This window comes from Vibrio sp. 1978 (genome assembly GCF_033344345.1).
The window spans coordinates 68,810-81,686 of record NZ_JAWPOP010000015.1 but is presented as its reverse complement, the minus strand read 5'-3'; the positions used below and the strand labels follow the sequence as shown (position 1 = coordinate 81,686).

At 44.9% G+C, this 12,877-nt stretch carries 10 protein-coding genes; 2 read left to right on the top strand and 8 right to left on the bottom strand.

From position 1 onward, the window contains the following. Window positions 1–57: 57 nt before the first annotated feature. The 5 genes from R8N49_RS15560 to R8N49_RS15540 form a co-directional block, all read right to left on the bottom strand. A complete protein-coding gene (locus R8N49_RS15560) occupies window positions 58–4,176 on the bottom strand; it encodes a M66 family metalloprotease (RefSeq protein WP_054574510.1) in 4,119 nt (1,372 codons plus the stop codon). A gap of 31 nt (window positions 4,177–4,207) precedes the next feature. Then, window positions 4,208–5,077, bottom strand: coding sequence for a hypothetical protein (locus R8N49_RS15555; RefSeq protein ID WP_005384146.1), 870 nt, complete (start codon window positions 5,075–5,077; stop codon window positions 4,208–4,210). 1,032 nt (window positions 5,078–6,109) lie between these two features. Then, window positions 6,110–6,343, bottom strand: coding sequence for a hypothetical protein (locus R8N49_RS15550; RefSeq protein WP_005497910.1), 234 nt, complete (start codon window positions 6,341–6,343; stop codon window positions 6,110–6,112). Between the two features lie 87 nt (window positions 6,344–6,430). Continuing rightward, window positions 6,431–6,985, bottom strand: coding sequence for a sugar O-acetyltransferase (locus R8N49_RS15545; RefSeq protein ID WP_186585522.1), 555 nt, complete (start codon window positions 6,983–6,985; stop codon window positions 6,431–6,433). Between the two features lie 129 nt (window positions 6,986–7,114). Continuing rightward, on the bottom strand, window positions 7,115–7,513 hold the full coding sequence (locus R8N49_RS15540; protein ID WP_186585523.1) for an OsmC family protein: 399 nt from the start codon (window positions 7,511–7,513) through the stop codon (window positions 7,115–7,117). A gap of 202 nt (window positions 7,514–7,715) precedes the next feature. On the opposite strand from R8N49_RS15540, the gene msrB reads away from it, so the two are divergent. Both msrB and R8N49_RS15530 read left to right on the top strand, forming a co-directional pair. Then, window positions 7,716–8,858 (top strand): peptide-methionine (R)-S-oxide reductase MsrB, encoded by a 1,143-nt coding sequence (gene msrB / locus R8N49_RS15535; RefSeq protein ID WP_132936960.1) that lies wholly within the window; start codon window positions 7,716–7,718, stop codon window positions 8,856–8,858. Between the two features lie 33 nt (window positions 8,859–8,891). Next, window positions 8,892–9,038 carry a DUF2256 domain-containing protein gene (locus R8N49_RS15530; protein ID WP_005374142.1) on the top strand — a complete coding sequence of 49 codons (147 nt, stop codon included), beginning with the start codon at window positions 8,892–8,894 and terminating at the stop codon, window positions 9,036–9,038. Window positions 9,039–9,099: 61 nt separating this feature from the next. Here R8N49_RS15530 and R8N49_RS15525 read toward each other — a convergent pair whose 3' ends face one another. The 3 genes from R8N49_RS15525 to R8N49_RS15515 are packed head-to-tail and all read right to left on the bottom strand — an operon-like array spanning window position 9,100 to window position 12,703. Next, window positions 9,100–9,807: an SDR family oxidoreductase gene (locus R8N49_RS15525; RefSeq protein WP_186585524.1), complete on the bottom strand. Its 708-nt coding sequence runs from the start codon at window positions 9,805–9,807 to the stop codon at window positions 9,100–9,102. Continuing rightward, complete coding sequence (locus R8N49_RS15520; RefSeq protein WP_186585525.1) at window positions 9,807–11,351, bottom strand: cryptochrome/photolyase family protein; 1,545 nt, start codon at window positions 11,349–11,351, stop codon at window positions 9,807–9,809. The genes R8N49_RS15525 and R8N49_RS15520 overlap by 1 nt, the downstream gene beginning before the upstream one ends. Beyond that, window positions 11,351–12,703, bottom strand: coding sequence for a DASH family cryptochrome (locus R8N49_RS15515; RefSeq protein WP_318190014.1), 1,353 nt, complete (start codon window positions 12,701–12,703; stop codon window positions 11,351–11,353). Before R8N49_RS15515 ends, R8N49_RS15520 begins: the two co-directional genes overlap by 1 nt. Window positions 12,704–12,877: the final 174 nt, after the last annotated feature.

Genomic DNA, 12,877 nt, shown 5'->3' with positions numbered 1-12,877 from the left:
TATGACGAAAAAGGCCTGCATTGCTGCAGGCCTTTGTATGAGTGAATTAAGAGTTATTTACTGGAAACTCACTGCAGTTGGTAGGCGATCAAGCATCTTGTAGTAATCACCAGCCACAGCGCCGATATCACCACGCAAATACGCTTGAATCATATTGAGATCTTTCAGCCAAAGTTCTTTGTCAGCATCTGAAGACGCCATGTACCCTGCGTACACATTGTCGACCGCGAACATCATGTCTTCGGCGTGATCGTTGTAAATCAAAAGCATCGCATCTGTGTAAGCTTCGAACGCTTTCAGCTCATCGTGCGCTTTACCACCTTTATAGCTCAATGTGCCCGAAGTTGCATCGATGACCAAATCACCCGAAGTCACATTCGCTGTCGTAAAGTTGATGAAAGACTGGCTGAACGACAGCACACCTGCCGCAATATCCGCATCAATGGTTCGCTTCATTGCGTTGACCATTGGCGCATCCAGCAGCAATACAGGATCGTGGAACGCTGGGACAATCGCTGTTCGGAATGGCCCCCAAGCGCTATCGATGCTCTCTGCGACCTTGTTTAGTGTTGCAGGCTCATAGCTATCTAGGTACGTTTTTAGATCGTAACCTTTGGACGTCACCAGTTGATTTGCGTAGTCGTAAGCCAGCTTGTTTGCTTTTGTTGCCACAAACTTCTCGCCGTCGATAACAAACTCAACCTTGTCACCCGCAATAATACCGTAGCGGTCTTGCTGCTTCGTAAACGTATCAAACTGAGATTGACCACGAGTCTTCACTGTGTAGTCGTAAGACTTCATTTGGCGCACTCCCATTCTCAAGATGACATCGCCAACACGTCCGCGGCCTTCTGCACCAATATCAAGGAATCTTGCAATACCACGAGGCATTGGTGGTAGGGACTCCATTTGCTCAGTGATGTGTAGGTTCACGGTAACACCTTTTAGATTGGTGTATTCCTTACCGTCTTTACCCACCAATTTAACTGGCGTATTTAACGCGTCATTTGCCACGATGTTGCCCATGATGTCTTCGTATTCAGCTTGCACCCCAGGGATATCAAGCAGCGATGCAAAGCTCACCTCATCGGTAAAACGGTTCGAGAATCGACGTGCTAAGAAGTGGCTCGCCAACGCTTTGTCTGGCCAGTTGCCCAACACAGACACCGCATTTGACCAAGGATAATCAGGGTCAAAGCTACCAATTGAGTTTAGGAAGCGTCCATTCGCAGTTTCCGCAACAGCTATATAACCCTCATCTGAATCTTCGATAAAGCGTGCTGCCAAATCATCAAAACAGCTGGCTGTTGAAAGATCGTAATCAGCCGGAATTTGGTGTGAGTTGTTGTCTAACAGTTGACCAAAAGAAATCACTTTTTGGTTGCCTGCCGCATTTTCTATCACACATTGATGCTCTGGTGTGCGCAAGATATCAAGGAAGAACGCCGCGGATTTTTTCGCCCCATTCGCGTAATCACAGAACCATGAGTTATCGGCTTTGCCTTCGCTACAGTATTGAGGGTTTGAAGCAATGCGCAATAAGAAATCACCCGGCTTATCCGTTGACGAAGTGTAACCAAGATTGGTGTACAGGTTATCGATGCGCTCAAGATCTTCCATCTTGTCACGGATAGCGCTCATTTCCATATAACGGCGCACTAAGTAACCAGGATAATCGGACGAGAATAATCCCGTCGTCCCATATAACTCCAAGTTGCGTCGATCATAGCTATCGAGATAGTTCTGCCACTCGTAAGAAACAATTTCTTCTAGGTTTGTACCTTCGTCAAAACGGTTACAGTCGCTGTTTAGAGAAACGTTCCCATCGGTACAGAAATCGTAAGACTTACGCTCAATTTCATTCACTTTATCTAGGTAGTAAAGTGCGCCATAACGAGTTTTCGCATTCAGTTCAGGATCATCAGACAACGCGGCGGTATCGAATCGGCTGAAGTCACAGTTGTAGAGTGATTTGCCTTTCTCGCTCCCCGTTAGTGCCTTCACTTCAGAACACACCATCAGCGATGTGTTGTCTGGATTGTTGCCAAACTTGTATGCAAAGCTTTGTTGGTAGGCTTGCTGATCAGCGAGGTAACGAGCGTATGCCGCTTTGTCTTCATCGCTCGCACTGTCTGCCGGTTTCGCAACAGGCGCAGGAGCTGAACCTGAAGAATCTTGAATCGTCTCGACTTTACGACCGTAGCCAAACTTAAACGCCGCAATGTCGTACAGACCCCAAGTTGGCGTTTCATCCAACATGCTTGGTGCGTAGTCCATTGTCGAACTGTAAGCAGGAATGTTGTTCAAACCAAGTTGATGCGCTTGCTCTAGCGTGTAGTAGTTCGCTTTGTCATTTGAGCCTTTAAAGTTATGGCGCAGACCCATGTTATGACCAAGCTCGTGAACAAGCGTATTGCTGTAAGTCGCAACCGTAATCGCATCTGCGGCTTTCACTTGCAACTCTTTTGGTAGGTATTTCCAACGCTTAAGCTGACGCGATACTTCGTTACCTGCGTCATCGAGTTTGATCTCAAAGTAACGCTCGTCATCCAACTTCAAGTTGTCCAACATGGCCTTGTTGGTTGAAGAAACCCACGACGCTTCGATTGGATAGACGTTGTTCTCTGCCCAGAAAGACAAACGGTTCTCTTCAGCTTCAACCACCTTTTCAAACTCCATGTCATCATTGAAGTTTTTCATTAGCTGAGTTGGGCTCTTCGTCGCTGCTTTTCCAGAAACGATGTCTTCTTTTGAAACGAGCGGCGCATGAATGTTTTCATCCGATTTCAGGCTCGCCATCGCCGCCATTGTAGAAAGCGCTTCAATTCTATCCGCGACTTCTGTTTTCACAGATTCGCTGCTGGTTGGCAATGGATCTAAGCCATCTAAGTCCAGTTGATTACGATTATAGAAACGCGCCAAGTTGTCCCAATAGAAAGGCACACCCGTTCTTGCAACACCTGCGTATTGGTTCACGTGGCCTTTGATGATTTCCCCCGTCATCGGGTTAGAAACCGACGGGCCATAGCCAAGCAGACCGTTCGCTAGAGGCTCGTCAATCAGGTTAATCACGTTGTAACGCAGATCACCTGGGTGAATACCAGCCGCTTTGGTTTTGTTCACAATCTCGATTTCAGGCTTGCCTGCATCCGCCCCAAATACATTCAGCGCTTGGTTCATCTTGTCGATCGATTGCAGCGTTGCATCCAAGAACAACTTGTTCTTCTCTTCAAAGAAATTGTCGCTCAAGTAATATTTGATAGAGCCTTGATCTGGGTTGAAACGATTGAGGTAAACCACATCACGGTCGTATTTATTCGTGACTGGGTTAAGCTTTTTCGTCGACGTGGTGAAGAAACCAATGTCGTTCTCATCACCCACAGGGTACAAGATCGGTTGGTAACCTTCGGTTGCCACTTCACTTTCGTGCACTAACGAGTAGTAGAAACGAGATTTAAACGCGCCATCCACAAGCGCTTCATCCAAGCTCGCTTTCGTTGCAAAGTTGATGTAGTCAGAAATATTATCTAAATCGATACGGAACGTGCGCTCTAGTTCGAAATTGAGAAGACCGTTTTTAGGGTCAAAGTCCCACGAGATCAATCGTGGTGCGCCAATTTCATCAATGCCTTCGGTAATGCCATACAGATCTTCCATATTGAATTCTGCAATTTCGAGATCTTCAGGACGAGGAGTGAAGTGGGTTTTCTTCTTGTAGTTTAGGCTTGCGTCTTCGTTGGTTTCTTCTTTGTTGGTGCAATCACCATGCGCGTCTTCTTGACAGCGATACGCCGCAAAGTCACCCGGAATCGTCAGCACTTGCGCGAAGTTAACGCCGTCGTCGTCTGCGACAAATTTCTCTTCACCGCAGTAGTTATTAGCATCTTTGCTTAGATGCGCGTCTGGGTAGTTTTTATCGTAACTGCGAACTTCCAGACCTTCTTTGGTAAAACAAAGCTCAACGTAACGAGGTGAACCTTGCAAGAATGGGAATTGGTTCAGAGCAAAGCGTGGCGCGGCACCAGTCGTCGGAACGTAAAACCAACGACCGTCTTTAAGGTCTTTTACTGCGACTTCTTTTGCATCTCTTTCGACATAGTCATACGCCTGATCATCTGCGCCACAGCCTGCAAGTGCGGCCGTTATTGCTGACACCAGAGTCAATTTTTTAAACATTATTTGGATATCCTTAATTGTTGTTATTTTCCTAGAAGGAGTAAGTCACTGTCACGATGTAAGACGCTTTCTCTTGGTCCAACAAATCGATGTTGCCCAAGGTGCCTCGCTCTGCATCTTGATAGAAACCCGTTGATGATGCCGCGAGTAGCAATGACCAGCTTTCATCAAACTCGTATGTGCCGTACAACGCCCCCTCATACTGCCAACTGCTTCTGCGCGTACCTTGATAACTGATGCTGTTACCACCTAACGCCGTAATCCCCACTGCGAACGATTCCCACGACTTTTCCGCAACAGCAAACAACGAGTAAGTCCACTCAGTCAGCGAGCGTCCACCCATGGTTTTGTATTCGTGGAAATTTTTTCTCAGTCTTGGCGAAACCGAAAAATCGACGCTCCAAGCTGAAAAAGAGATCGGCACATCTAAACGAACCGCGGTGTGCAGTTCATCTTTACGAGATGTTTCTGAAGTTGGAATGGTGAGCTGACCCGCAACGCCGATTTTCCCTGTATCTCCAAAGCGATATAGGTTCGTGTATTGCAAGCCCAACACCGAATCTGTCGCGTAGGTGCCGACTTCATCTTCTAGGGCACGATAGCCCCCCGTAGAAAAATAGGCTTTTGTGTCGCTCGAAAAGGAATAAACGAGATCGCCTCCCCACGAGAAATTGCGGACAGAACGGTAGTCGTCTTTATCGTAAATGTTTGTATCGTAAGATAGGTAAACGGCCCCACTAAACTTACAAACAATACAGGACGTATCTCCTTCATTTTGTGTAGATTCAGGCGTGCTAGTGCTATCAATTACACTCGTTTCCACCGCGAATGATGGCGCTGAAAACAGCGTACCCAACAACATTGCAAGCGGCGTCATCATCCACTTTGTTGTGTGCTGCATGTTTTGAAACTTCCATGAGAATTAAGTTTATTAGAATAAACTTAAAGACAAACAGATTATTGGGATGAAATTCCATAAAAATTCAGATAATCAACCCCAATAAACCTATCAACCATAAAATTACTCTTATGGTTAAATCCTTATTTAACTTTTTAATACTATTTATCTGAGTATTGTCGCGTTCTAATTTGCTTAAAAACGTACTTTAAAATGACTTTTTATAAATAAAGCCACACACCACAACATTAAAGAAACAGCAAAGCAACGTCATTAAAACAAAAGTTAAAAGGCAATTATTATCAACAACTTAAAATCAACAAAAACAGTTAAAATGAATGAGTCAAAATGTATAAGTTAAAATACAATAAAAATATAAGAACATCATTCCGTTTAATTTTAGTCGTTATTGTATTGAGAAAGTTTAATTTTCAATTTCTAAAATTGGTGGGATACACATAAGAGAAATCATCAAAACCATCCGTTGTTAATAATGAATTTCGCATTTAAAACAAAAGATAGAAACAAGATCAAATTCATGTTTTCTAATATATCGATTCAACCTTTCACAAGTTTGAATAGAAAATCAAACCTTCAGTCAATCTAAAAACAACAAAGCATTCACCAAGTGAATATTCAAAAGATAAGTCAAAACTAAATAGCACATACGGTCAGCATATTTGTGAATTACTATTCATTAATTATTTTTTCATAAATTAAACATTAATGTGACTAATTTCACACAATTGCACTGCGTACAACATAAAGTAAACGAAATTTAAGTGTTTACTGACTCAAAACGTGTCGATAGAACAGAGGTTAAACATCGAGCTGAAACACGTATTTCCCACCAAAATTTATTATACATAGCAGTGAGTTACCTGCATCCAAGCGGTTAAAATGCGTACTGATGTGACTCACTTTTGAGAGAGGAACATAAGAAGAGCAAAAGCACTAAAAGAGGATAATGCGATTTGAATAACCAGTGCTTCAAACCGCACTTATGAACTTATGCAGAGAAAGAAAGACTATCAGTTACTGTTGAATGGTTTTATGACCACAGTTTTCGCAGATCAAGTGACGTTCAAATTCATCCATAGAAGCAAGGAAGGCGCCGAACACTACACTTTTAAGAAAGCCAGCGATGAACTCTTTCTTGTTGCGATTTTTATCGCCTTCATAGCCACTTTTCTTTCTAACTAACACCACGACATGATGCGTTTCTACCCCACATGTAGGGCACATGAGGACTTCTGTCTTGTTCGACATCTTAGACTCCTTGACGAATTATCCCTTTCTGATGGCATGATTCTCTTACGCCCGTAAAGCGAGTCATCATGCCATCACTATCGATTCTTACTCTTCTTCGTTGAGACGACGAATCAACTTCGCTGGTGTGCCTCCGTATAGACAATCTGGCGGCACATCATGGTTAACGACTGAATTCGCCGCAATTACTGAGCGAGCACCTATCGTCACACCTTGGTTAATGACCGAATTTCCGCCAATCCACACATCATCTTCAATCGTGATGGGTTTACAAAACGTTTCCCAACGTCGGCGACTTCGGTAATCAACAGAATGAGAAGCGGTATAAAATTGCACGCTCGGTCCAATGAGCACGTGGTTCCCGATGGTAATTTTGGCACCATCGAGCATGACCACGTTCATGTTGATAAAGGTTTCTTCACCTATTTCGATGGTCTTACCAAATTCACAATGAAAAGGGACCTGGACAATACAACGGCCTACCTTGCCAAATAGCTGCTTTTGCAATTCGTCGCGCTGACTTTCGTCGGTGTTATTATTGAGTGCTCTAAGTGCTTGAAGAGCATGGCTTCTAATGGCGTCAATTTCTTTGTCCATGCCATCAAAGACCTGGCCAGACATCATTTTTTCTAGTTCTGTCACTGGAAGACTCCTACAACCTGCAATTACTGCTTTCAGACTCCTCACAAGGTACGTGAACTGCGAAATAAAAAAAGAGAAAAGCCCGGACTTTTCTCTTTCCTGTTTTTATATTTTGTGGAGTCTGTCAACTTACACAATTTCCCAACTGTGGGTCATCTCAACACCTTCGCCTAGCATTAAGCAAACCGAGCAGTATTTTTCTAGCGAGTCAGCCGCCACGTTTGCTACGACTTCTGGGTCAAGCTCGTCACCTGACACTTGAAAGTGGATATTCACTTGCGTAAAGATACGCGGTGCGGTTTCACGACGCTCTGTGGTTAGCTTGGCATTAACTGACGAAACCTTTTGGCCTGCTGTTTTCAAACCATCAACAACATCGACTGAGCTACAGCCACCAGCAGCCATTAGTACCATTTCCATTGGGCTTGGTGCGGTTGCACCACCATTGCCATCCATCACTACGGAGTGGCCCGACTGAGATTGCCCAAGGAATTTAAAATCTTCTATCCATTTAACTTCAGCTTGCATGATTTACCTCATTTAGCATCGCTTATTCAAGGCATCGTTGCCCTTACTAGCGGTGTGTTTCTTGTCGATACTTTAGCTCTATCGCATAAAAGGGCAACGGAATTTTCAACATTACTGTAATTTTTTCGCTCGGTTACCTTTCTCTATACGTAACACTTTTTATTTAAGTAACACTTTCTACAAAAATAACGATGAGGTAGCTATGAAGAATATGTCTAAGTTATTGGCCGGTTTCTCCTTCGCACTTCCAGTCTTGTTTCTACTATTGAGTAAAACAGGTACCGCCGATACGATGGATAAGCTGAAGGCTTCAGAGAATACAAGAATCGCAACGCTAGCTGGCGGTTGTTTCTGGTGTACAGAATCGGATTTAGAGCAACTGCCCGGCGTAATCGATGTTGTATCAGGTTATTCAGGTGGTCATATTGAAAACCCGACTTACCGCCAAGTCTCTTCTGGTAAATCTGGTCATATTGAAGTGATTGAGGTGAAGTACGATCCTGCTGTCGTGAACTACGAACAAGTGCTGGACTACTTCTTCCGCCATATCGACCCGACTGACGACAAAGGCTCATTCGTCGACCGTGGTCCCCAATACCGCCCGGCGATCTTCTATCTTAATGCGGAGCAAAAGCAGATTGCTGAGCAGTTTATGATGGAAATCGACAAGGCGATGATCTATCCAAAACCGTTGAAAACAGAACTGATCGAGTTTGAAAAGTTCTACCCTGCGGAATCGTACCATCAGGATTACTACAAGAAGAGTAGCCTGAAGTACAAATACTACCGCTACGCATCAGGTCGCGATAAATATCTCGACGAAGTATTTGGTGAAGATCGAAAAGAAAGCCCTAAAACACTTCGACAGTTGATTGAAGAAAAAAAGCTGCTTTCGAAAGTGAAAGCGTACAGTAAGCCTGCTCAGTCTGAAATCAAATCAAACTTAACAGAGCTACAGTATTACGTGACGCAAGAAGAAGGCACGGAGCGTCCGTTTGATAACGAATACTGGGACAACAAAGAAGCGGGAATTTATGTGGATATTGTGACCGGTGAACCGCTATTTTCTTCTACTGATAAATACAAATCTGGCACAGGTTGGCCAAGCTTTACTCGACCAATTAACCCGGCTTACATCGTGGAGAAAACCGATTATAAACTGCTCTACCCTAGAACGGAGATCCGCAGTAAGTTTGGTGATTCACACCTAGGTCATGTGTTTAAAGATGGTCCGAAGCCGACGGGATTACGCTATTGTATGAACTCTGCTGCGATGAAATTTGTACCTGTGAACAAGATGGCGAGTTTAGGCTACGGCGATTACCTGTACCTATTTGATAAGTAGTTTTAACCAAATTAGGAGTGAACATTCAGCGCGATGAAAGGTTTTAAATCCAACCTTCCCATGAAAGTCTGTCCGGTCTGTCAGCGCCCATTTTCTTGGAGAAAGAAGTGGGCGCGAAATTGGGAGGAAATCGTTTATTGTTCTGAGCGTTGCCGAAGAAATAAATCAACGAAAACGTAGGTCACTCCGACCCTCTCTGGAGTATGTTATTTCATTTGTATTAACGTTTGTACGCGTTCTCTTACCAAGGTAATAACGTCCCATCATAAGCCCAAAACGCCCCGCTATCTTGCGGGGTTGCTTTTTCTATCAAGCCTAATAAATCCTTAGCAACTCGCTCTGGCGTAAACAACTTTCCCTCTGGGACATTGGTTTGAAAAGGTGCCGACAAAGCGGTATCTGTGGTGCCAGGGTGAAGTGAAAGCACCGTGCCATGTTTGACCACTCTTTGCCATTCGATCGACATGGTTTTTAGGAACATGTTTAATGCGGCTTTCGATGCTCGATAGCTGTACCAACCACCTAACTGATTATCGCTAATGCTGCCAACTTTGGCCGAAATGGTCGCAAACTTGGGTGCAGTACTGCGCTTTAGCTTGGGCGTGAAGTATTTCGCCAACAGCAAACTTGGCAAAGTATTAACCGTGATGGTTTGCTGAAAGAAGTCTGCGTCGAGCGAATTAAGATTCTTTTCAGGGCCTTTCTCTTGGGTGTGCAACATACCAACACAGTTCACCAACCAATCGACGTGTTCAATCTGCTCACTGAACGCTTTTATCTGCTCGTCTTGCGATACATCCACTTGATGCCAAACGACATTTGGGTGTTGCCAATCTGGTTGCTGCTTACGATAAGTGGCATGCACGCGCGCTTGAGGGAACCGAGCTGCGGCTTCTCTCACCACTGCCAAACCAATTCCACCATTGCCACCGACGATGAGTATTTCCATCACAAGTTCTCCACGTTTTCTATGTAGTGCTCTGCGGTATCAAGAATCGCTTGGCGTTGCTGTTCTTCCATGTTGTCCCAAGAGCGGAAAATCATCCCGATTCGTGGATTGGCTGCGAGGCGCTTGTCGTGCTTGTTCATAAAGCGCCAATAAAGGCTGTTAAACGGACACGAGCCTTCTCCGCTCCTCGCCTTATTGTCGTAATGGCAACCTTTACAGTAGTCGCTCATTTTGTTGATGTAAGAACCACTCGCCGCGTAAGGTTTGGTGCCAACAATGCCGCCATCCGCAAACAATGCCATGCCACGTGTGTTCGGCATTTCGACCCATTCAATCGCATCAACATAGATACCGAGATACCACTCATCCACTTGATCTGGGTCGATCTCGGTTAGCAAGCAAAAGTTACCAGTGACCATCAAACGTTGGATGTGGTGTGCGTAGGCATAATCGAGGGACTGCTCAATCGCATTGCGCATACAGGCCATTTTGGTTTCGCCACTCCAAAAGAAGTTTGGCAGCTTTCTTTCTGCGCCCAGCTCGTTCTTTTTCGGGTAATGAGGCATGTTCGCCCAATAGACGCCTCGAATGTACTCTCGCCATCCTAATATTTGGCGAATAAACCCTTCAACTTGAGAAATGTCGATGTCCGCGTTGGAATGAAATGCCTTGAGTGAAGCATCAATGACTTCTCTCGGGTGCAGCAATTTGCTGTTAAGCGAGAATGAAATTCGGCTGTGATACAAGCTCCACTTAGCATCATGCTGGCCTGTCATGGCGTCTTGAAAACGGCCAAACAACGGCAGACAGACTTGGCAGAAATGCGCGAGTAAAGAGAGGCTTTGCGCGCGATTGATCGGCCACAACAAGTCTCCTTCGAGATTTCCGATAGTTTTGATGTCATGTTTTGCCAATCGCTCAATAATGTCGCTTACGTCGGCACTGAACATCAAAGGTTGTGGAAGTTGTTCAATGTCTTTGGCTTTGAGCTTGTTACGATTATTGGCATCGTAATTCCATTTTCCGCCGACGGGCTTTCCGTCTTGCATCAAGATGTCGAAGCGCTTGCGCATACGGCGGTAAAAGTGCTCCATCATGATGTGTTTGCCTTGAGGAAACTGCGATTCTATTTCCTCAAACGGCAACAAAAAATGTTCCGAGTCGACACAACGCGTCACGACCCCATCAAGCTTTAGTTTGGCTAACTGCTCCAGCAGACGGTATTCATCCGGGCGTTGATATTCAAACTTACTTGCACCAACTTCACTCGCGTAGTGTTGCAAGACTTGCTCAAGATCGTCGAAGGATTGTGTGTCATCCAATGTGAGGTACAGAACTTGGTGACCTTCACTCTGACGCTCTTTCGCAAACTGTTCCATTGCAGAAAAGAACGCACACACTTTCTGAATATGGTGCGTGACGTATGTATTCTCTTGCTTGAGCTCCGCAATCAGGTAAAGCACTTGCTCATCCGGTTGCTGAAACCAAGAGTGCTCACTGTTAAGTTGATCGCCCAAGATCAATCGTACGGTTTCAAATTGCATTACGGTTTCTCCGATGACAAAGCTTTGTCACTGCTGCCCATCACAATCGGCCAATCGACCATGTCTACACTATCCAAATGCGCGCCAGGACAACGACCTTGCCACCTATCGATGAACTCCATGTGCGGATCGTACATTTCGGTTTGCTTTTCGAGGTTGAATTGTCGTGAACCACGCGGATCAGCACCAACGCCCGCTAGGTATTGCCAATTTCCCCAGTTTGATGCCACATCGTAATCAACCAGTTGTGACTCAAAGTACGCCGCGCCATAACGCCAATCGAGGCCAAGTTCATGCACCAAACAACTGGCGACTAACTGTCTGCCACGATTCGACATATAACCGGTTTCATTAAGTTGGTGCATACACGCATTGACGATAGGAAATGGCGTTTCACCTTTCTTCCATTGTTGAAAACGGTGCGCGTAAAAGCTGGTGAGTGGTGCTTGATTTTGGATGCCACCGAATCGGAAGAGCTGTCGCTTGTGTCGACGGGCATACCAATAAAAGTATTCACGCCAAAGCAGCTCGAAGTAAATCCAGTAGGTTGAATCATTTGCACCATTCTCCGCTTCATAACGTTTCAACATGGCATAAATAGTTTTCGGAGAAACGCACCCATGAGCTAGCCAAGGAGAGAACTTGGTGGAGTAATCCATGCCATCTAAACCATTGCGTGTTTGTTTGTATTCACTGGCTAGTGTGGAAGCAAAATACTGGCGACAATGTTCAAGCCCGCGGCTTTCTCCACCATGAAACGCAGCTTTTGTGTCAAAGTAATATGCAGTAACGGAAGGAAGATTCACACCTAAAGGAATTGGAGGTAACGAACGGATACTCTCGTGGGGCCGAGAGATGTCTAAACCTTCAACTTGCTTTCTAAACTGCGTGAAAGTCGTAGGCAGATTGCTCAAGTCAAATGGCAGTTGTTCTTCCCTTAACAGGGTCCGGATTGCTTGCTGTTTTATTTTTACATGAGACGCGCCTTCAACTGCGCGATCTAACGCTTGTTGCTCATCCGAACCGGGAAAGGCGTCAGCATATATATGTGTGACGTCGAAGCGATTAACAGCATACTTGATTGCTTGATCGGGCGTCAGTTCAACCGCCCATAATCGCTGACCAAGGTGATTCAAAGATTGATTGAGTTCACTAAGCGATAAGTCGAGAAACTGCAATTTCGCACGCCCGAAAGAGGCTTCCTGCGCAAAGTGATGCAAGTAAGGCGTCATTGAAGGGTAGCAATACAAGCAAATTAACTCGTCCATTTCTACACTGGCGCTTTTCAACAGTGGGTTGTCGTGCAATCGCAAGTCGTTCGTGAACCAATAAAGTCCTATTTTCTTTTTCAATTCGCACCCTCAGATGTTAATTCTTCGTCTACGAGTTCTTTTCACGGAGACCCTGACGTTAAGCCTTTTGATTTACTTGCTTTTATACGAAAACGAGAGTTTGACGATCATTAGGTTACTAACGTTTACACGGAATCCATTTGCTGGATATCTCAAAACACGCAATACCACCAA